The organism is Micromonospora sp. NPDC047762, assembly GCF_043204655.1.
Classification (GTDB): domain Bacteria; phylum Actinomycetota; class Actinomycetes; order Mycobacteriales; family Micromonosporaceae; genus Micromonospora.
The window spans coordinates 83,102-104,065 of record NZ_JBIDCQ010000001.1; the positions used below are offsets into that span (position 1 = coordinate 83,102).

A 20,964-nucleotide genomic window follows, 5' to 3' on the forward strand; every position below is an offset into this window, starting at 1 on the left:
GATGTTCGAATACGCCCCCGCCCCCGAGTCCCGCTCGGTGGTGGACCTCAAACCCTCGTACGGGCTGTTCATCGACGGCACGTTCGTCGACCCGACCGACGGTGGCAGCTTCAAGTCGATCAACCCCGCCTCCGAGGAGGTGCTGGCCGAGGTCGCCGAGGCCGGTGCCCAGGACGTGGAACGCGCGGTGCGCGCCGCCCGCAAGGCGTACGACAAGGTCTGGGGCCCGATGCCGGGCCGGGACCGGGCGAAGTACCTGTACCGGATCGCCCGGCTCATCCAGGAGCGCTCCCGCGAGCTGGCCGTCCTGGAGTCGCTGGACAACGGCAAGCCGATCCGCGAGTCCCGCGACGTCGACCTGCCGCTGGTCGCCGCGCACTTCTTCTACTACGCGGGCTGGGCCGACAAGCTTCCGCACGCCGGTTTCGGTGCCAACCCGCGCCCCATCGGCGTGGCCGCGCAGGTCATCCCGTGGAACTTCCCGCTGCTCATGCTGGCCTGGAAGATCGCCCCGGCGCTGGCCGCAGGCAACACGGTGGTGCTGAAGCCGGCCGAGACCACCCCACTGACCGCGCTGCTGTTCGCCGAGATCTGCCAGCAGGCCGAGCTGCCGGCCGGTGTGGTCAACATCCTCACCGGCGCTGGCGACACTGGCCGCGCGCTGGTCGAGCACCGCGGCGTGGACAAGGTCGCCTTCACCGGCTCCACCGACGTGGGCCGGGCCATCGCCCGTTCCGTCGCCGGCACCAGCAAGAAGCTCACCCTGGAGCTGGGCGGCAAGGCCGCCAACATCGTCTTCGACGACGCACCCATCGACCAGGCCGTCGAGGGCATCGTCAACGGCATCTTCTTCAACCAGGGGCACGTCTGCTGCGCCGGCTCCCGCCTGCTCGTCCAGGAGAACGTGGCCGACCGGGTGCTGGAGTCGCTGAAGCGGCGGATGGCCCAGCTGCGTGTCGGCGACCCGCTGGACAAGAACACCGACGTCGGCGCGATCAACTCCGCCGCCCAGTTGGAGCGGATTCGCGAGCTGTCCGACGCCGGCTCGGCCGAGGGCGCCGAGCGCTGGTCACCGCCGTGTGACCTGTCCGACCGGGGCTTCTGGTTCGCGCCGACCATCTTCACCGGCGTCACCCAGGCACACCGGATCGCCCGCGAGGAGATCTTCGGCCCGGTGCTGTCGGTGCTGACCTTCCGCACGCCGGCCGAGGCCGTCGAGAAGGCCAACAACACGCCGTACGGGCTGTCGGCCGGGATCTGGACCGACAAGGGCTCCCGGATCCTGTGGATGGCCGACCGGCTGCGCGCCGGAGTGGTCTGGGCCAACACGTTCAACAAGTTCGACCCCACCTCGCCGTTCGGTGGTTACAAGGAGTCGGGCTACGGTCGCGAGGGCGGCCGGCACGGGCTGGAGGGGTACCTCAATGTCTGAGCGGGTCGCGGTACGCAAGACGTACAAGCTCTTCATCGGCGGGAAGTTCCCGCGCAGCGAGTCGGGACGGTCGTATCTCGTGCAGTCCTCGAATGTGTCACTGGCCTCCCGCAAGGACGCCCGGGACGCGGTGGTCGCCGCCCGCGCCGCCGTCAAGGGCTGGGCCGGCGCGACCGCGTACAACCGGGGTCAGATCCTCTACCGGGCCGCCGAGATGCTGGAGGGCCGCCGCGAACAGTTCGTCGCCCTGGGCATCCCCGCCGACGAGGTGGACGCCGCTGTCGACCGCTGGGTCTGGTACGCCGGCTGGGCCGACAAGCTGGCCCAGGTGTACGGCGGCGCCAACCCGGTCGCCGGCCCGTACTTCAACATCTCCGCGCCCGAGCCGACCGGCGTGGTCGCGGTGGTCGCCCCGGAACGCCCGGCGCTGCTCGGCCTGGTCAGCGTGATCGCCCCGGCGATCGTCACCGGCAACACGGTGGTGGTGGCGGCATCCCCGAGCGAGCCACTGGCGGCGGTGACGCTGGCCGAGGTGCTGGCCACCTCCGACCTGCCCGGCGGTGTGGTCAACATCCTCACCGGCGCGATCACCGAGACCGCGCCGACGCTGGCCGCGCACATGGACGTCAACGCGATCGACCTGACCGGGGTCACCGACGCCGCGCTCGCCACCGACCTGGAGGTCAAGGCGGCGGACAACCTCAAGCGGGTGCTCCGGCCGGCCCCGGCCGACCACGACTGGACCGGTGACCCGGGGGTGGCGCCGATCACCGCGCTGCTGGAGACGAAGACGGTGTGGCACCCCAAGGGGGTGTGATCGTTTTTCTTCGGCCTCTGTTTCTTTCCGGGGCGGTTTTCCGGGGGGAGCCCGCCCACTCCGGGCGGTCAGGCTTGATCCCTGCGTGGGCGGGCTCCCCCCGGAAAACCTGACGTGGGCCGGGTTTGTCGGGGTGGGTCAGCTCACGGGTTCTGCCTTGGGTCGGGTTGCCGGTCGGCGGGGGCGTCGGCTGACCTCGCCCGCCCCGCCCCGCCCGGGGCCGCACCGCCCGGCACCGCACCGCCCAGGTCCACCCCGCACCGCACCGCCCGGGTCCGCCGGGTCCGCACCGCACCGCCCGACCGGGTCCACCCCGCACCGCACCGCCCGGGTCCGCCGGGTCCGCACCGCACCGCCCGACCGGGTCCGACCGGGTCCGCCCCGCCTTGGTCCGCCCGGGTCCGCTGGCGTGCTGATCCGGGTTCGCTGTCGGCGGCTGGTCAGGGTCCACGACAACTTCAGGGATGTTGCTGCCTCCAGCGCCTTGGAGGCAGCAACATCCCTGAAGTTGTCGTGTTCTTGTCCTGTTCCGCCGATCTCACCCTGGTGATCATGGGGTTGGCGGGGGCTTTGATCTCTTTCGGCCCGGTCATCCCATGATCACTGGCGGCGTGGGTGGGTGGGTTGGTGGGCTGGTGGGCTGGTGGGCTGGTGGGCTGGTGGGCTGGTGGGCTGGTGGGCTGGTTGATTGGCGGGTGGGGACGGGCGGGTGGGGGTCTACTACCGGGGGTAGGATTGGTTTGTGACTCGGTTGGGCGATCTTGAGCGTGCGGTGATGGACGTGCTGTGGGACGTGGTTCCCGGCACGTCGGACGGGGTGACCGTGCGCGAGGTGGCCGACGCGCTCGATGGCCGTGAGCTGGCGTACACCACTGTGATGACGGTGCTGGACCGGCTCGCCGGCAAGGGCATGGTGCAACGGGAGCGGGAGGGTCGGGCCTGGCGGTATCGTCCGGCGGCCAGCCGCGAGGCGCACATCGCTCAACTCATGCTCGACGCCCTCGACCTGGGTGGCAGCCGGGACGCCGCGCTGGTGCGCTTCGCCCGCTCGGTGACCGGCACCGAGGCCGAGGTGCTGCGAGCAGCCCTGGGCAATGAAGCCGGCCTGACCGGGCCGGGCTCCACCGGCGGCGACGCGGGCAGGGCCGACTCCCTGACCGACCGGGTGGACGGGCCGGCGGGCCGACGAGCCGCCGGCGAGACAGCGGAGCGGTAGGGCGCGCGCCATGGCCTACGCCGTGCACTTCGCCGCCACGATGCTGGCCTGCTATCTGACCGCCCAGGTGTTGGCCCGTTCCACCTGGACGTGGCGCAGCCCGCGGGTGGCGATCGTCTGCTGGCAGGCCGTCGGGCTGGCGTTGGGCCTCTCGGCGATGGGCCTGCCCATGGCGCTCGGGTTGAGCGCGTACGACCGGTCGACCGGTAGCGCACTGCTCGCCCTGGCCAACGACCTCGCCCACGGCGCCCTGCCGATCGGGGTGGGCACGTTCCACCTGGCCGGCGTCGGCGTGGGCTTCGGCATCGGGGCGGTGCTGGTCACGACGACCGTTCGCAGCATCCACGGCACCGTACGCGCCCAGCGTCGCCACCGGGACCTGCTCTCCCTGGTCGCCCGGAACGACCCGGCCGCGCCAGGCGCGCTGGTGTTGGATCATCCGAGCGCGGCCGCGTACTGCCTGCCGGGCGTGAAGCCGCAGGTGGTGATCAGCGCCGGCACCCTGAGCCTGTTGGACCGGGCCGAGTTGGCCGCGGTTCTCAGCCACGAGCGTGCGCACGCCCATGAGCGGCACGACCTGGTGCTGCTGCCGTTCACGGCGCTGTGCCGGGCGCTGCCGTGGTTCGGCTGGGTGCGCGACGCGCACGAGCGGGTCGCCCTGCTGGTCGAGATGCGCGCCGACGACAAGGCCCGCGAGCTGCACGCCGAGGCACCGCTGGCGGGTGCGCTGCGCCGGTTCGCCGCCGCGGGGCACCGGATCACCCCGGCCGGCGCGCTCGGCATGGGCGACCGGGATCTCGACGTACGGGTCCAGCGCCTGCTGGTCAGCGACCGGCCGCCCCGGGTGCTCGGCGCCACCGCCCTCGCGGTCGCCACCACGCTGGTCGCCCTCCCGGTCACCCTCCTCCTGAGCTGACGCCCACCGGGCACCCCGGCGGCGACCCGCTGCCCCACACCGCCGACCCGATCACCAGATCCAGGCTGCCGTCCCTGACCGCCCCACCCCACCCCACCCCGCGCCCGCGCGCGCCCGCCCCGCCCCGCCCCGCTCCGCCGATCTTGCAGTTTCGGTCGTCGATAAGCGTTGAATGCGCCCTATGCGGGGACAGAAAGTGCAAGATCGCGGCCCGGTCGAGTCGATCATGGAGTTGTGGTGCCTGGTTTGTTCAGTAACGGGGACTTTGTCACCCACCACAACTCCATGATCGACGGGGTGGGGCGGTGACGGACCCGGGGCTCTGCGGCACGAGGTCGGGGTTGAGCGCGAGTTTTATTACTACGCTACGTAGTAGTGTTTCCTACGACGTGTTGTAGTAGGACTTACCAGTAGGCTTGCTACGTGTAGGGTGGCTACGACAAGGGAGCCAACGCTATGGAGGGCTGGTCATGGACACCCTGCTCCTCGCCCGCCTGCAGTTCGCCACCACTACCTCGATCCACTTCCTGTTCGTGGTGGTCACACTCGGGCTGGTCACCCTGCTCGTCGGCATGCAGACCGCCTGGGTGCTCACCGGCAACCCCAAGTGGGAGCGGCTGACCCGCTACTGGGGCCAGCTCTACGTGATCAACTATGTGCTCGGCATCGCCACCGGGATCGTGATGGAGTTCCAGTTCGGGTTGAACTGGAGCGGCCTGTCGCGCTACGTCGGCAACGTGTTCGGCGCGCCCCTGGCCATCGAGACGCTGGTGGCGTTCTTCCTGGAGTCCACCTTCCTCGGAATGTGGATCTTCGGCTGGCACCGGCTCGGCAAGGGCGTCCACCTCGCGCTGCTCTGGGGCGTGGCGATCACCGCGTACGCCTCGGCGTTCTGGATCATGGTGGCCAACTCGTGGCTCCAGAACCCGGTCGGCTACGAGGTCCGCGACGGGATCGCCCACCTCACCGACTTCGGCGCGCTGCTCAGCAATCCCAGCCTCGGCATGGCCTTCGGGCACGTGGTCTCGGCGGCGCTGCTGGTCGGCGGGATGCTGATGGCGGCGGTCAGCGCCTGGCACCTGATCCGGCGTACCCCGGACTTCGCGCTCTTCCGCACCTCGCTGCGGATCGGCCTGGTCACCGCGGCACTGGCCATCACGATGGTGCAGGGCTTCGGTTTCGCCCAGTTCGGCCCGGTGGGCTCGGTGCAGCCGACCAAGTTCGGCGGCGACAGCCCGGAGAGCCAGGCGCTGATCGCCGAGTGGACAACGCGGTTCGGCCCCGGCGACTACACCCCGCCGGTGCTGGCCAGCGTCGGGTTGGGCTTCATGATCCTGATCGGCTTCACCCTCGGCTGCGTCTGGCTCCTGCTGCCCCTGCTCTTCCGGGACTGGGTCATCCGACTGCGCTTCCCGCTCTGGCTGATCCTGCTCGCCCTGCCACTGCCGTTCATCGCGGTGATTCTCGGCTGGATCTCCCGGGAGGTCGGCCGTCAACCCTGGGTGGCGTACGGGCTGCTCCCCACCGAGCAGGCCGTCTCCCCGGTCAGCGCCCCGCTGATGCTCGCCTCGCTGATCGGGTTCAGCCTGCTGCTGGGCACCCTCGCCGTCACCAACTGGGTGCTGCTCGCCCGGCACGCCAGACGCGGCGCGGCCGACCCGGCGCTCGGCCGCCCACCGGTACCGCCCAGCGAGCCGGCCCACCCCGAACCCGCCCTCCTGTAGAGGAGTAGACAGTGGACCTCGCCTGGTACACCCTTCTCGGCTTCTTCTTCGCCAGTTACCTGGTGCTCGCCGGCTACGACTACGGCGTCGGGCTGCTGCTCGCCCGGGGCGTCGGTCCGGGCGAGCGCCGGGAGGCGCTCACCGCGCTCGGCCCGTTCTTCCTCGGCAACGAGGTCTGGCTGGTGGCCGCCATGGGCATTCTCTTCGGCGCGTTCCCCCTCCTGGAGGGCGAACTGCTCGCCGGCTGCTATCCGGCAGTCGCCGGTGCCCTGGTCGGCGTCATCCTGGTCACCGTCGGGGTGCAGTTGCGCAGCCGGCCCGGTGACGAGCGGGTCCGCGCCCGCTGGGACCGCGTCGTGGTGATCGGCAGCGCCCTCGCCGCGCTGGGCTGGGGTGTGCTGCTCGCCGCGCTGTTGCAGGGCGTACCCCTGAAGGCCGACGGGCACGTCGCCGGGGTGACACACCTGGTCACCCCGTTCGCGGCCGCCGCCGGCCTGGCCATGGTCACCCTGGTCGCGGTGCACGGAGCGACCTTCCTCACACTGCGACTGTCGGCCGAGGCCGCCGCCGTGGTCGGTCGCACGGCCCGCCGGCTGGTGCCGGTGGCGCTCACCGCGGTCGCCCTGGCCACCGTCGTGGGCCTGCTCTCCGCCCGGGTACGCGACGCCGTGCAGCGGCCGGCGGTGGCCGTACTCCTGCCCGTGCTGCTCGTGGCGGCGCTGCTGGCGGCCCGCGCGGCGCTGGCCCGGCGGCGGCCGGGGTGGGCTCTGGTCGCCACCGGCGCGGCCCTGGCGCTGCCGGTTCTGCTGGTCGGAGCAGCTCTCTGGCCCTACGTGCTGGTGTCCACGACCGACCCGGACGCCTCGCTGCGGGTGGCCGACGCGGCCGCCAGCGCGCCGACCCTGCGGCTGCTGGGCTGGGTGGCGCTGCCGCTACTTCCGGCCCTACTAGGCTTCCAGGCGATGTGCTGGTGGGTTTTCCGAGGACGGACCGACGGTAGGGCACCGGTGTACTGGTGAGCCGCCGTCCGTTCGACCCGCGTCTGCTGCGCCGGGTCCCTGCGGCCCGGGGCGATCTTGCCGTGCTCGCGCTCCTGGGGGTGCTGGCCGCCGGGTTGATCGTGGCGCAGGCCACCGCGCTCGCGTCGCTGCTGGCCACCGCGATCGACGGTCGGCTGGATCGACCGGCGCTGGCCGGCTTCGTGGTCGCGGTCGCCGCCCGCTCGGCCCTGGTGTGGGCGCAGGGCACTGTCTCGGCGCGGGTCGCCGCCACGGTCAAGGCCACGCTGCGGGCCGACCTGCTCGGCGCGGTGGGCCGGCACGGGCCCGGGTGGGTGGCCGGGCAGCGGGCCGGTGAGATCGCCACCCTGGCCGGGCGTGGGTTGGACGCGCTGGACGCGTACTTCACCGGGTACCTGCCGCAACTGGTGCTCAGCGTGACGGTGCCCCTCGCGGTGCTGGCGCGGGTCGTCTTCGCCGACTGGAGTTCGGCGGTGATCATCGCGCTGACCCTGCCGCTGATCCCGGTCTTCGGCGCACTGCTCGGCTGGCAGGCGCAGGCCGCCACCGAGCGGCAGTGGCGGCGGCTCGCGCTGCTCGGCGGGCACTTCCTGGACATGGTCGCCGGGCTGCCCACGCTGCGCGCGTTCGGGCGGGCCCGGGCACAGACCGACGTGGTACGCCGGATGGCCGACGGGCACCGCGTCGCCACCATGAAGACACTGCGGATCGCGTTCCTCTCCGCGCTGGTCCTCGAACTGGTCGCCACCCTCTCGGTGGCGCTGGTCGCGGTACCGGTCGGCATCCGGTTGCTCGGTGGCGGGCTGGCCCTGCAGACCGCGCTGCTGGTGCTGCTCCTGACCCCGGAGGCGTACCTGCCGTTGCGGGCCGCCGGCAGTCGCTTCCACGCCAGCATGGAAGGGCTGGCCGCGCTGGACGAGGCGTTGACCGTCTCCGCCGCACCCACCGCGCCCCGGGCCGCCGAGGGCGCCTCCGTCCCCGACGCGCGGGCCGAGATCCGGTTCGAGGGGGTGACGGTGGCGTACGAGCGGACCACAGCGCTGCGCGACGTGACAGTGACCATCCGACCCGGCGAGCGGATCGCCATCATCGGGCCCAGTGGCGCCGGCAAGAGCACACTGCTCGGCCTGCTGCTGGGTTTCGTGACGCCGACCAGCGGCCGGATCACGGTGGACGGGGTCGACCTCGCCACCGCCGACCCGGACGCCTGGCGCCGGCAGCTCGCCTGGGTGCCGCAGCGGGCGCACCTCTTCGCCGCCTCGCTGGCCGACAACATCCGCCTCGGCGCACCGGACACCCCGGCCGACGTACTCACCGCCGCGGTGCACGACGCCGCCCTGGACGACGTGGTGGCCGGGCTGCCCGACGGCCTGGACACCCTGCTCGGTGAGCGCGGCCACGGGCTGTCCAGTGGGCAGCGGCAGCGGGTGGCACTGGCCCGGGCGTTCCTGCGCTCCGCCCCGGTGGTGCTGCTCGACGAACCCACCGCCCGACTCGACACGGCGGCCGAGGCGGTGGTGCTCGACGCCACCCGTCGCCTGGTCGCCGGGCGGACGGCGCTGCTCGTCGCACACCGACCGGCGTTGCTGGCCGACGCCGACCGGATCCTGCGCATCGAGGACGGTCGGGTCACCGAGTTGACGCCCGAACCGACCGGGAAGGCCGCCCGATGACCGGGCAGAAGGGGTCGGCACCGGCCGGGCGGGCCGCCGCCGAGCGGGCGGTGCTGCGACTGGCCCGGCCGTACCTGGGCCGCCTGGTCGGCGCCGGGCTGCTGGCGGCCGCCACCGAGTTCGCCGGCCTGGCCCTGATGGCCACCGCCACCTGGCTGCTGATGAGCGCCGCCGGTCAGCCTCCGCTGGACCGCCTCACAGTGGCGATCGTCGCGGTCCGGGCGCTGGCGATCAGCCGTGGCGTGTTCCGCTACACCGAACGACTCGCCGGGCACGACGCGGTGCTCCGCATGATCACCGACGTCCGGGCCCGGGTCTTCGCCACCCTGGCGGCCCGCCGTGGCACGGCGCACCGCTCGGGGGACGTGCTGAGCCGCCTGGTCTCCGACGTGGAGGCCGTCCAGGACCTGCTGCTGCGGGTGCTGGTGCCCGCCTCGGCGGCGGCAGTGGTCGGTGTGACGGCGGTCGCCGTGGCGGCGCTGATCTCACCACCGGCCGCCGGGGCGCTCGCCGTCGGGCTGCTGGTCGCCGGGGTGGCGCTGCCCGCGTTGGCCACCGCGGTCACCCGCCGCAGCGCGGCCGAGGTGGCCCCCCTGCGGGGCGCGCTGGCCACCGACGCGATCGACCTCACCCACGGTGCCGCCGACCTGGCCGCGTTCGGGGCGACCGACATCACGCTGCGCGCCGCCGAGCAGCGCGCCCACCGGCTGGCCCGGCTGGAACGTCGGCTGGCCGCCACCGGGTTCGCCGTGGACGCGGCCGGCGTACTGGCCGCCGGCGTGACCGCCGCGGCGGTGGTGCTGGTCGCGCTCGCCGCCGACGTGCGGGGGGTGCTGGTGGGCGTCCTGGCCGTCGGCACCCTGGCCGCCGTCGAGGTGACGCTGGCGTTGGTAGCGGCGGCCCGGCAGTGGACCCAACTGCGGCCCGGCCTGACCCGGGTGGCGGACCTGCTCGACACCGATCCGCCGACCGCTCCGACGGCGACGGCGACGGCGACGGCGACGGCGACCGGTCCAACGGACCTGACCGGGCCGCACGACCTGCGCTTCGTCGACGTGACAGTGCGGTACCGGGCCGGCGCGGCACCCGCCCTGGACGGGGTCAGCCTGGACCTGCCGGCGGGACGCCGGATCGCGGTCGTCGGCCCGAGCGGCGCCGGCAAGAGCACACTGGCCGCCGTGCTGACCGGCACCGTCCGGCCCGCGTCCGGCCGGGTCACCCTGAACGGTCAGGACCTCTCGGCGTACGCCGAGGAGGCGCTGCCGCGCGCTGTCGGCGGGCTGCTGGCCGAGGCGTACGTCTTTCATGCCACGGTGCGGGAGAACCTGCTGCTCGGGCGGCCCGCAGCGGGCGAGGAGGAGCTGACCGGGGCCACCGCCGCCGCCGGCCTGCTGGACTGGATCCGTGCCCAGCCAACGGGCTGGGACACGCTGGTCGGCGAGGAGGGCGGGCAGCTCTCCGGTGGGCAGCGGCAGCGGTTGGCGCTCGCCCGGGCACTGCTCGCCGCGCCACCGGTGCTGGTGCTCGACGAGCCCACCGAAGGTCTGGACCCGGCCGCCGCGGACGCGGTGCTCGCGTCCGCCCTCGCCGCCACCCCCGCCGGGCACTCGGTGCTGCTGATCAGCCACCGGCTCAGCGGGCTGGCCGAGCTGGACGAGATAGTGGTCCTGGACGGCGGTCGGGTGATCCAGCGCGGTCGGCACGCCGAGTTGGTGGCGGCCCCGGGCTGGTACCGGGACCAGTGGCTGCTCCAGGCCGCGGCCGAACGGGGTTACCTGGCGCTCGCCCCCTGACCCGGCTCCGGGGCGGACCAGGGTTCTCCCGGACGTCGACCGGCCGGGGTCCGTGGCAGGGTGGTGCCATGTGGCGCGGTGAGGACGTGATGGTCGACGAGCACCTGCGGGAGCTGGCCGCCCGGTTGCGGGGGCCGGCGCGACTCAAGTCCGACCTGCTGACCGAGGCCCGGCACGGGTTGCTGGACGCCGTGGAGGCGTACCGCGAGAGCGGGGTGCCACCCACCGAGGCGCAGCGCAGGGCGGTGGCCGAGTTCGGCTCACCGGCGCAGGTGCTGCCGTCCTGGCAGGCCGAGCTGGCGGTGGGCGCCCTGCGTGGACTCTCCCTGCGGATGCTGGCGGTCGCCGGGGTGGGGGTGGCCGCCGGCGATCTGACCTGGCGCGGGGCGAGCTGGAGCGACGGCCCCCGCCCACCCGCCGGCTACCTGTTGCTCTCCAACTCGGTCGACTGGATCTGGATGAGCACGCTGCTGCTCTCGGTGGCCGGCCTGCTGGTGGTCCGGGCGAGCGCACGGGCACCCCGGCCGGGCCTGGCTCTGGCCCAGCGTGCCGTGGGCACCGGCCTGACCGGCGTCCTGATCCTCGGCATGGTGGCCGGCGGTGCCCTCTTCACCTGGTCGTTGAACCTCTGGGAGGCGGCGCTGCACTGGCCCCCGATGATCATCGGAGCCGTGTTGGTGGGAGGCGCCTACTTCTCGCTCACCCGCGCGGCGCGGGGCTGGCTGCTGGCCACCACCCGCTGATCACCGGCCGGCGCGAACGGGCCAGCCCGGAGTGGGCGCGCGTCAGCCGTGGGCGCGTCAGGCCGGGGTGGGCGGGCTGCCGGAATCAAGGAACCGGCCGACGGTCAGTTGGAACTCGCGCCAACCGGCCCGCTCCCCGGCCAGCGCCCGCCGGCCGGAGTCGGTGAGCTGGTACGTCCGTCGTTCCCGGCCGCTGACAGTGCTCCAGGTGCTCGCCACGTGACCGGCGCGCTCCAGGCGACGGAGCGCCGGATAGATGGTGCCGGTGGGCAGATCCAGACTGCCGTCACTGCGGGCGCGCAGCGCCTCGATGATCGCGTAGCCGTGCAGCGCGCCCTGTTCGAGCACGGCAAGCAGCAGAGCGTCGAGATGGCCGTGCAGCGCCTGGGCCTTCATGCGTAGCTACGCTACTTGTCGAACCGTCACTTCGCCAGCGACCACGACCAGCAGGTCGGACCCGTGCGCCAACCGGCCACCGGGGTGCGGGCACCGGTCACCCAGGGCCGCCGACTAGGGTATGTGCCCAGAGTCACTCGCCGGTCAGAGACCCCGGTGGGTGGGCAACCCGAAGCACACGGAGGTCAGCGTGGCCCGCCAGTCGCCCCAACGGCCCGACGCCGACGAGCCCGAGCTCGACGACACCACCGGCGCGGCCGAGCCAGACGAGGTCGAGACCGACCGCCCGTCGGCGTCGATCGACCGTTCACTCTGGGACGAGCTGCGCATCGACCCAGTGGAGATCGCCCTGCCCGCCGGTACCGGCTTCACGCTCCGGGCGTACCGACCGGCCAGCTCGCTGACTCCGACCGACGTGACCGAGCGCGACCAGGACGACCCGTTCCTCGCCCGCCGCCAGGCGATCGAGGAGGAGGACGAGGACGACGAGACCGTCGTCATCCTCGACGAGGAGCTGGCTCAGGAGTTCGCCGACGAGGACGACGAGTCGACGCGCCGCCGGGACGGCGCCGCCACCGACACCGGGACCGGCGACGAGTCGGACGAGGCAGTCGCGGACGAGGCGGACGACGAGGAGGTGCCGGTCTTCCTCAGCAACCGGGGCAAGCTGCTGCTGTTCAAGACCCCCGAGTCGCTTGTCAGTTTCATCCGATCCGGTGCGCCCAACGATCTGTCCCAACTGGACAGCTGGAATGAATTGTCCGAACGGGTGGAGCCGGCAGATATCGCTCCGCTGGACGAGGACACCTACGAGCTCGACCTGGTCGTGGAGAACCTGCGCGGCGGGCACGACACGTGGGATTCGACCCTGCTGATCGAGGCGGGCGAGGCCGCGCGTGACCTCTCGTACGCATTGCGGCTGCCTGCGGTACTCGACATGCTCTCGGCCGGCTCCAGCCTCGACGACCTGGACGAGGCTCTGCGTGGCACCGCCAACGGCGGGATCGGCGCGTTCATGGCTCGGCGACGGCTGAAGAAGATCGGGGCGCAGACCGCAAGTTTGGGTTGGCGCACCATTGTCGGCAAGATCTCTGCGGTGGTGGACTGGCGCGACTGACCCGTACCGGGGAGCATCAGTTGCTGGCAGAGGAAAGACCTGTCCCGGGAGGAGGACGACGCCGTGGCGCTCGTGCGCGTTTACTGCGGTCTGGCCTCGGCGGATCCGGCTGACCGACCGGCCTCCGCCGGTTCGACGCTGACGTCCGCTGTGGTCGACGACGCAGGCCGTCTGCTGCATGTCTGCGAGATCAGCGATGACGCCGCTGGCTACGCCCAGCTCGTCGCGCTGCTCGTGGAGCGGTCGGGCGGGCCGAGCGGTGCGGCCATCGCCGCCGACAGCGACGACCACACGGTCACGTCGCTGCTGAGCGCGGCGGGGCGACCCCTGGCGATCGCTGACGACGACTCGGTGGACGACTTCGCCGAGCGCTTCGCCGACGACGACTCTCTTGAGGAGATGCAGTCGCCTCCGGCCGAACGGCGGGCGGTCGGCCTCGCCCGCGCGTTGCAGGCTGGGGCGCTCTCCGCCGTCACCCTGCCGGCGCCCCGGGACCTCGCCGGATACAAGCAGGTGCTCTCCGCGCACGCCGCGCTGGCCAGTGGCCGGCACTCCGCCGCCGTGGCGCTGCGCGAGGTTCTGCGTGAGCTCTACCCGGCGGCCCTGCGCGCCTACCCGGACCCGGCCGAGCCGGTCTCTCTGGCAGTGCTGGACGCGCTGCCCGAGCCGGGCATGCTCGGCGGCACCGTGGCCCGGGGCCGCGAGGTGTCGGTCGCTGCGGATGCCATCGCCGCGCACCTCGCCGCGGACGGGGTCGCCGATGCCGAGGAGATCAACGAGGCGGTCACCGCCCTTCGGGTCGCCATCTCCGAGACACCCCGACGGGCCGCGGTCAATCGGGCGCTCACGTCCGCGGTGGCCGAGACGGTCCGCCAGGCCGTCGCCTCCGTACGCGCCTGCGACGCCGGGTGTGAGGCGCTGGTAAGCGCGCTCAGCTCGCGGGTCAGCACGCCGGTCCAGGCCCCCGGCCGCCGGGCTGCGGCCCGCCGCGGCGAGTCCGTCGGCGAGTTGACGGGCCTGGCCGGCACCAACGCCGGGTTGACGGGCCTCGCCGGCACCAACGCCGGGTTGCGGTCGGTCCGGCCCACCCCGCCCGCCGCCGACCCGGCACCCGCTGTCGGGCGGCGCAGCCGTCCAGAACCGATCCCCGGTAACGCGCCGTTGGCGTCGCCCCGCCCGCTCGGGCCGCCGCCGGTCGCACCCGCGCCGGTCACGCCGCCGCCGGTCGCACCCGCGCCGATGACTCCGGCGGCGATGGCTGGTCCGCCGCCGTCCACGCTGCCCAGTCGCAGCGAGCCGCTTCCGAGCCGGATCGACGGCCCGACCAACCGGCCCGTCTCCGCGCCGCCGCCTCCGCCGCCCGGGATCACCCCGATCGCGCCGACGCAGCGGGGCATGGTGCCGCCGGCCGAGGCCGGTGAGCCGTTCCGGCCGACGCTGACCACTGCCGCCATCAACAACGCGCGGGCCGAGCGGCAGCGGACGGTCATTCCGCCCCGCCCCAAGACCAACGGTGAGCCCCGGCCGAGCCACCTGCAACGCCCGGTCGACGAGCCACCCACCGGCGGGTTCAGCGCCACCGATCTCAGCATTCCGGTGCCGACCCCTCGACCGGGGCAGGAGGCCGCACCGCCCGGCTCCCGTGCGAACTGGCCGCTGGTCAACAACCCGGAGGACCCGTCCGACAGCTCACCGAACAACCCGGTGGCCTACTCGTACGGCGGCAGCCGCGGTGTCGAAGCCCCGACCGATCCGGGTCGGGCCGACGGTCGGGTCACCCCGCCGTGGTTGGCGGACGACCTGCCGCCGGAGCCGCCGATGCTGCGGCTGGTGGAGCCGCCGCCGCTGGCCGACCGTGCGCTGCGCGAAGGGCTCAACCCTCCCGCGGACCAGCACCTGGAGACGCCGCCGCTGCGCCTGGTCGACCGCGAGCAGGCCGCTCGCAACGGCCGGGCGGCCGCCCGCACCGAGCGCGCCGCCGAGCACCGGCCGTCGCCACCGGTCGAGCACCGGCCACCGCCCATGGAGCACCGGCCGCCGCCGGTCGCCGACGAGGGCGACGGCGATCTTCTGATCTTCGCGCAGGCCAAGTCGGCCTGGTTCGTCGGGCAGGCCGAGGAGTCCGACCTGGACTGGTCGACCACCGCCGACACCGGCTGGCAGGCCGCGGAGCAGGCCGCCCGTCCGGCGGTGGGCGCCGAGACCAACGCCGGGCTGCCGAAGCGCGTGCCGCAGGCCAACCTGGTGCCGGGTTCGCCGCTGCGCGAGGAGCGCCCATTGCGCATAGTGCGTGATGCGGCAAGCCTCGCGGAGAACACCACCGGCTACTTCCGGGGCTGGCGTCGCGGCCAGGAGATCGGCGGTTTCGCAGTGGGTGGTCGACCCGGTCGCGAGGCGGCCGGCGGTTGGGACTTCAGCCGCGACCACGGGGACCGCGACGACGACCGGGAGTACGAGTACCGCTCGGCGGGCTACCAGTCCTGACCCCTTCGCACACGCGTAAGCGCCCCCAGCCGGCTGGCTGGGGGCGCTTACGTCTGCGCGGGGCGATCTCCCCGGGCACGCAGAAGCCGCCTCGTGAGGACGGTGGGTGGCCGGTGCCCCGGAACGGGGCTGACGGCTTCCAGGATCGTCAGGAGGCGGCTCAGCGGCACGCTGGCTCGTCCGTGCGACGAGCCAGCGCGGGGGCACTCACCCGGGCGGCTGGCAGCGCCCGATGGCGGCCGGAGCCACCACCGGGGCGTGCAGCGTCCCGGATCAGGCCGGGGCGACGGCGCGCGTACGGCGCATGGTCAGCACGTACTCGACCAGCGAGATCAGCACGTGCTTCGTCGACTCCCGGTTACGGGCGTCGCAGGCCACCACCGGCACGTCGCTCGAGATCGCCAAGGCGTCCCGGACGTCCTGCGGGTCGTGGTACTGCATCCCGTCGAAGCAGTTGATCGCCACCAGGTACGGCAGGCGTCGGTGCTCGAAGAAGTCGATCGCCGCGAAGCAGTCGGCCAGCCGGCGAGTGTCCACCAGCACGACCGCACCGATCGCACCCCGCACCAGTTCGTCCCACATGAACCAGAAACGGGTCTGACCCGGCGTACCGAACAGGTACAGGATCAGGTCACGGTCGATCGAGATCCGGCCGAAGTCCATGGCCACCGTGGTCGTCGTCTTGCCCGGCACCTGCCGGGTGTCGTCGACGCCCACGCCAGCGGAGGTCATGATGGCCTCGGTGGTCAGCGGCGTGATCTCCGAGACCGAGCCGACCAGCGTCGTCTTACCGACGCCGAATCCACCGGCGATAACGATCTTCGCCGACGTCACGCGGCCGCTCGGGTTCGGCGGGCGGTGCGACATGTCAGAGCCTGCGAAGTCCACTCAGCACCCTCTCCAGCAGTTCAGTGCCCACCGCGTCGTCGGAGTCGTCCAAAATGGTCGGCTCGTGGACCGCGACCAGGCCGTCCGTCGCCATGTCGGCGATGAGCACCCGGGCCACACCGAGCGGGAGCTGCATCCGCGCCGCGATCTCCGCGAGCGATTGCACGCGACCGTCACACAGCGCGGCGATGTACTGGTGTTCGCGGCCACCACCGTTGCCATTGGCAGCGGTACGGCCGCGCACCGTCGTCTCGACGAGCGCCTCCAGCGCGATGTCGAGCCGGGGACGGGTGCGACCACGGGTCACGGCGTATGGACGGACCAACGCTCCGGTTGGTTCGTCACGATCGGCCATCTCGCCGCTCACCTCCTTCGCACCCGTTACCGGCTCCCACCGGTGAAACCCGTCGTTGTCGTTGTTGAAGTCGTGCCGACCTCACGATCGGCGAGACGTCAGCCCAGCATGCCCGCAGCCGCACGCGGCTGCGGGGTCAGCGCGTCGCCCACCCGGTCGACCAGCAGCGCCATCTCGTAGCCAACCTGGCCCACGTCGGAGCTGCGGGCTGCCAGCACGGCGAAGGACGAGCCGTCGGAGATGGACATCAGGAACAGGAAGCCATTGTCCATCTCCACGACGGTCTGCAACACCGCGCCTCCCTCGAAGCAGCGTGCTGCCCCCTGGGTCAGGCTGACCAGACCCGATGAGATCGCGGCGAGCTGGTCTGCCCGGTCGCGCGGCAGATCCCGTGACGACGCGAGGAGTAGGCCGTCCGCCGATACGGCGACCGCATGCGCGACGCCGGGCACCCGGTCGGCGAAGTTGGCCAGCAGCCAACCAAGATCCTGCGTAGTTGTCATCCTTCTTGCTCCTTCTGCCCGCTCCCGGCCACCGGGCCTGAGCCAGACTGCGAGGATTGCCCTCCCGGAGTCGCCTCCGGGCTGGTCGGGTTGTCCGAGGTGCTACGCCCTCGCTGCACGCCCCGGTGGTAGGCGGAGAGCAGGCCACGAACCGCCTCCGGGGAGCGCCGCTGGACCGAGGTGGTGGGCTTCTCCACCGCACCAGGTACCAGCTGCGCCATCGGCTTGCGCTTCGGCAGACCGGTCGTGGTGGTCTCGCTCACCGGCGCCGCGCCGGCCGCCGCGGAGGCAGCACGCCAGCCGTCGTCAGCGGCGGTCTGCCAGCCGTTGCTCTGCGATTGGGGCCGGCGGTTCGGCAGGCTCTCGGCGAGGCTGGGGCGGGTGCCCTCGTTCGCTGTGGAGCCGTTGTCCCGCGGCGCTCCTCCGACCGTCGGAGTGTCTGCCATCGGTGTGTTACCTGTCGTCCCGGGTGGTGTCTTGTGGACTGCCCGACCGGTGGCCTCGACCGTGGCGAACTGCTGGGTCGCGGAGTCGCCGTTCGTCGCTGGCTGAGCGCCGGCCGCGGTCTCCTCGGAGCCCGGGCGACGGGTACGGAACCAGGCCGACTCGAGCTCCCTGAAGATCGGCAGCTCCATCGTCTCATCCGCGTACCGCTGACGGTTCTGCGCCTGCGGCTGCTGCGGCGTCGGCCGGGTCTGCGGAGCCGGAGCCGGCGCCGACGCTGCTGCCGGGGTCGGCGCAGGAGCCGGAGGCTGGGCTGCGGCCGGCTGCTCGCCGGGTCGCGGCACCCGCGGTAGCTCCGTCGTCATGTCCAGCGCGGCGGCGAGCCGCTCGGGCACCGGCGGGGTGGCCGTGTCCCGGTCGCTGCCCGGCACTGGCGGCCAGGCCGGCGGCGCCGGGGCGTTGGGTGCCTGCGCGGGCGGGGCGGACCGGGGCGCGAAGCCGCTGAACGACTGGCTGGAGGCCGGCGGCGCCGAGTACGGCTGGTTGGCGTACGGCTGACCGGACGCCGGCGAGGCCGAGACCGGCGACGCGGACACCGGCGGACCGGCGTACGGCTGCCCGGAGGCCGGAGCGGCGGACACCGGCGCGCCGCCGTACGGAGCACCCGAGTAGGGCTGCCCGGAGTACGGCTGGCCGGAGGCCGGCGAGGCGGAGACCGGGGCACCGGAGTAGGGCTGCGCCGAGACCGGCGGCGCCGAGTACGGATGCGCCTCGGGGCTGCTCGGCAGCTGACGCGGAATGGTCGGCTGCTGGTCGGTGGTCGGGGTCTCGTCCCCGCCCCGGCGCTGCGGCAGCGGGTCGATGCCGTGGCCGTTGGCCGACCGGGGGGTGAACCCGTCGCCGCCGTTGACGCCGTTCGTCCCGGCCGCGCCGGTCAGGTCGGACCAGGCCGGCATCGACCGGTACCCGCCGCCGTTGGCGGAGGTGCCGGCACCGTTGCGCGTCGCGGGGTCGAACGGGCGACCGCCCAGGGTGACCTGGTTGCCGGACTCGCTCGGGCGAGGACCGTTGCCCAGCGCGGGCAGCGCGCCGAAGACCGGCGCGGGCCCACCGGACTGCGGACCACCGAACTGGGGAGCACCGGACTGCGGGCCACCGAACTGGTGAGTACCGGCCGCCGGCAGCGCCGGGGGCTGCTGCACCCGACCGGAGAGCGCCCGGGGCACCAGCACCGAGGTGGGCAGGCTCACTTCGGCGACAGTGCCGCGATCGCTGCCGGGGCGCAGCTCGACCCGGACACCGTGCCGCGACGCCAGCCGGGCGACCACGACCAGGCCCATCATCCGGGACACGGCCACGTCCACCTGGGGCGGCGTCGCGAGCCGCTCGTTGAGGTCGTGCAGCTGCTCGGCGCTGATGCCGATGCCACGGTCCTCGACGTACAGCGAGGAGCGGTCGCCGACCCGGCGAGCCTCGACCATCACCTGCGAGTCGGGCGGGGAGAACGCGGTGGCGTTGTCGAACAGCTCCGCGACGAGGTGCACCAGGTCGTTGACCGCGTGCGCGGCCACCTCGATGTCACGGTCGATGACACCGAACTCGATCCGGGTGTAGTGCTCGACCTCGGACTGCGCGGCGCGCAGCACGTCGATGAGAGCGGCCGGCTCACGCTGCACACGGGTGGAGTCGGCACCGGCGAGCACCAGCAGGTTCTCGTCGTTACGGCGCATCCGGGTGGCCAGGTGGTCGAGCTGGAACAGCTCGGCCAGCCGGTCCGGGTCCTCCTCGCCGCGCTCCAGCCGGTCGAGGTGCCCGATGAGGCGGTCGACCAGGATCTGGGAACGACGGGCCAGGTTGACGAACATGGTCGCGACGGAGGCACGCAGTGCCGCCTGCTCGGCGGCCGTGCGGACGGCTTCCAGGTGGACGGCGTTGAACGCCTCGGTCACCTGGCCGAACTCGTCCTTGCTGCGCACCGGCAGCGGTTCGGCGATCTGGTTGGCCAGCTGCACCGGTGAGAGCTGCCCGACGACCTGCGGGTCGCGCAGACGGGCCACCGCCTGTGGCAGGCCGTACTGGGCCACGGAGAGCGCACCCTGCCGCAGCTCACGCAGTGAGCGGGCCATCGAGCGGGCCACCAGGTAGGCGAAGAGGATGGCCAGCAGCAGCATGCTGAGCAGCAGGCCGGTCTCCAGGAAGACCTGGCGCTGGACGTCCGAGCGGAGCGCGTCGGCCTGGTCGACCACTTCGCTGTCGAGCTTCACCTCGACGGTGCGGATCAGCTTGGCGTTGGCCGTCATGGCGGCTTCCCACTGGTCCGGGCCGAACGGCGCACCGCGCATGTTGCCGGTGGTGTTGCCGTCGATCCAGCCGGTGTAGTTCTGTGCCTGCCGACGGTCGCCGCCCGCGACCGTCTGGTCGTGGAACTTGGCGTCGTCCGGGGTGGCGACGGCCTTGAAGCTCTGCAGGGCCTGCTGCTGGCCGGTGTCACTGGCGACGTAGTCCCGACGCAGTGCGGGGGTCAGGCGCTGACCGCCCTTCACACCCAGCGCGCGGTGCACCACGACCCGGCGTACGGCGAGGAACTCCTTCTCCCGGGCGACCGCCGCGGCGGCGCGCATCCGGTCGCTCAGCTGGTTGTCACCGGCGAGCTGCGTGGACGAGTCGCGGATGGCGAGCAGGTCACTGATCAGGCCCTCGTACGCCTGCACGGTCTCGGTGAGCGCGAGCTTGCCGTTGAACACCTGGCTGCGGACGCCCGACAGGTCCTGAAGGTTCTGGTCGATGCTGTCGAGCAGACCTTCCAGGCTGCCCGGCAGGTCCTCGACCTCGGCCCGCTGCTGCCGGTAGGGGGCCGCTGCCTGGTCCACCCGGGAGTTCACCCGGTTGTAGGCCTCCTGGTACTGCGCCGTCGGCTGCGTTCCGTCCGCACCCAGCAGCAGCACGGCGGCGGTCCGCTCGTCCTGGAGGGTGTCGACCAGATCACCTGAATAGCTCGACAGATTCGCCAGGTCGCCAGCTCGGTTGGCATTGTTGAGCGTCTCCACGTGGTCGATGAGACCACTGGTGCCCACCACGACCGTGGCGATGGTCGGCACGATCATGATGAGACCGAGCTTGGACCAGATCGGCATGTCCCGGAGCCGGCTGGCCGGCCGGCGCAGCCGCGACAGGAAGGAGCCCGCCGTCTTTGGCCGTTTGCTCACGTCACCGCCCTCGCGATTACAGCTTGAACGCGTTGCCCCGGGCAACGCCCAGCGACCGACCCGGCGGGTCGGACCCCCGAGATTCCATCACGCCGGTCGACAAGAAGAAAGCCCAGGTTGTCCCAGACCGAAGGTGTGATGAGATGTTGATGCGATTTGATAGCAGTCTGTCTGGCCGGAGTAACTGAAGGTAATGGAACATCCGCACCGAGTTGTCCTACTGGCCGGCCCATCGGGG

At 72.7% G+C, this 20,964-nt stretch carries 16 protein-coding genes; 11 read left to right on the top strand and 5 right to left on the bottom strand.

What is annotated here, in order from left to right; all coding sequences use genetic code 11:
• Position 1 precedes the first annotated feature (1 nt).
• The 9 genes from ACGF3C_RS00390 to ACGF3C_RS00430 all read left to right on the top strand — a co-directional run bounded on the left by ACGF3C_RS00390 (position 2) and on the right by ACGF3C_RS00430 (position 11,333).
• The gene (locus ACGF3C_RS00390) at positions 2-1,432 is read left to right on the top strand and encodes an aldehyde dehydrogenase family protein (RefSeq protein ID WP_393217461.1); all 1,431 of its coding nucleotides are present in this window, start codon (positions 2-4) and stop codon (positions 1,430-1,432) included.
• Positions 1,425-2,249, top strand: a complete 825-nt coding sequence (locus tag ACGF3C_RS00395; RefSeq protein WP_393217463.1) for an aldehyde dehydrogenase family protein — start codon at positions 1,425-1,427, stop codon at positions 2,247-2,249. Before ACGF3C_RS00390 ends, ACGF3C_RS00395 begins: the two co-directional genes overlap by 8 nt.
• A gap of 742 nt (positions 2,250-2,991) precedes the next feature.
• On the top strand, positions 2,992-3,465 hold the full coding sequence (locus ACGF3C_RS00400) for a BlaI/MecI/CopY family transcriptional regulator (protein ID WP_357229222.1): 474 nt from the start codon (positions 2,992-2,994) through the stop codon (positions 3,463-3,465).
• A gap of 10 nt (positions 3,466-3,475) precedes the next feature.
• Positions 3,476-4,381 (top strand): M56 family metallopeptidase, encoded by a 906-nt coding sequence (locus ACGF3C_RS00405; protein WP_393217465.1) that lies wholly within the window; start codon positions 3,476-3,478, stop codon positions 4,379-4,381.
• Between the two features lie 470 nt (positions 4,382-4,851).
• A complete protein-coding gene (locus ACGF3C_RS00410; RefSeq protein WP_393217467.1) occupies positions 4,852-6,105 on the top strand; it encodes a cytochrome ubiquinol oxidase subunit I in 1,254 nt (417 codons plus the stop codon).
• Positions 6,106-6,116: 11 nt separating this feature from the next.
• Complete coding sequence (locus tag ACGF3C_RS00415) at positions 6,117-7,124, top strand: cytochrome d ubiquinol oxidase subunit II (protein WP_393217469.1); 1,008 nt, start codon at positions 6,117-6,119, stop codon at positions 7,122-7,124.
• Positions 7,121-8,797, top strand: coding sequence for a thiol reductant ABC exporter subunit CydD (gene cydD / locus ACGF3C_RS00420; RefSeq protein ID WP_393217471.1), 1,677 nt, complete (start codon positions 7,121-7,123; stop codon positions 8,795-8,797). Before ACGF3C_RS00415 ends, cydD begins: the two co-directional genes overlap by 4 nt.
• On the top strand, positions 8,794-10,590 hold the full coding sequence (cydC, locus tag ACGF3C_RS00425; RefSeq protein WP_393217473.1) for a thiol reductant ABC exporter subunit CydC: 1,797 nt from the start codon (positions 8,794-8,796) through the stop codon (positions 10,588-10,590). Before cydD ends, cydC begins: the two co-directional genes overlap by 4 nt.
• Positions 10,591-10,658: 68 nt before the next feature.
• Positions 10,659-11,333 (top strand): permease prefix domain 1-containing protein, encoded by a 675-nt coding sequence (locus ACGF3C_RS00430; protein ID WP_393217475.1) that lies wholly within the window; start codon positions 10,659-10,661, stop codon positions 11,331-11,333.
• A 57-nt stretch (positions 11,334-11,390) separates the two neighbouring features.
• On the opposite strand, the gene ACGF3C_RS00435 is transcribed toward ACGF3C_RS00430, so the two are convergent.
• A complete protein-coding gene (locus ACGF3C_RS00435; protein WP_357206520.1) occupies positions 11,391-11,729 on the bottom strand; it encodes a helix-turn-helix transcriptional regulator in 339 nt (112 codons plus the stop codon).
• Positions 11,730-11,889: 160 nt separating this feature from the next.
• Here ACGF3C_RS00435 and ACGF3C_RS00440 point away from each other — a divergent pair, with 160 nt between their 5' ends.
• Together ACGF3C_RS00440 and ACGF3C_RS00445 are read left to right on the top strand one after the other, a co-directional pair.
• Positions 11,890-12,846: a DNA primase gene (locus ACGF3C_RS00440; RefSeq protein WP_393217478.1), complete on the top strand. Its 957-nt coding sequence runs from the start codon at positions 11,890-11,892 to the stop codon at positions 12,844-12,846.
• A gap of 39 nt (positions 12,847-12,885) precedes the next feature.
• On the top strand, positions 12,886-15,330 hold the full coding sequence (locus tag ACGF3C_RS00445; RefSeq protein WP_393219010.1) for a transposase: 2,445 nt from the start codon (positions 12,886-12,888) through the stop codon (positions 15,328-15,330).
• A 273-nt stretch (positions 15,331-15,603) separates the two neighbouring features.
• Here the strand turns inward: ACGF3C_RS00445 and ACGF3C_RS00450 are convergent, their stop codons facing one another.
• The 4 genes from ACGF3C_RS00450 to ACGF3C_RS00465 all read right to left on the bottom strand — a co-directional run bounded on the left by ACGF3C_RS00450 (position 15,604) and on the right by ACGF3C_RS00465 (position 20,726).
• Positions 15,604-16,197 carry an ATP/GTP-binding protein gene (locus ACGF3C_RS00450; protein ID WP_007455465.1) on the bottom strand — a complete coding sequence of 198 codons (594 nt, stop codon included), beginning with the start codon at positions 16,195-16,197 and terminating at the stop codon, positions 15,604-15,606.
• Position 16,198: 1 nt separating this feature from the next.
• Entirely contained in the window at positions 16,199-16,573 is a 375-nt protein-coding gene (locus ACGF3C_RS00455; protein ID WP_124820399.1) for a DUF742 domain-containing protein, read from the bottom strand.
• Between the two features lie 98 nt (positions 16,574-16,671).
• Positions 16,672-17,076, bottom strand: coding sequence for a roadblock/LC7 domain-containing protein (locus tag ACGF3C_RS00460; RefSeq protein ID WP_030329023.1), 405 nt, complete (start codon positions 17,074-17,076; stop codon positions 16,672-16,674).
• Positions 17,073-20,726: a nitrate- and nitrite sensing domain-containing protein gene (locus tag ACGF3C_RS00465; RefSeq protein ID WP_393217481.1), complete on the bottom strand. Its 3,654-nt coding sequence runs from the start codon at positions 20,724-20,726 to the stop codon at positions 17,073-17,075. The genes ACGF3C_RS00460 and ACGF3C_RS00465 overlap by 4 nt, the downstream gene beginning before the upstream one ends.
• Positions 20,727-20,964 lie beyond the last annotated feature (238 nt).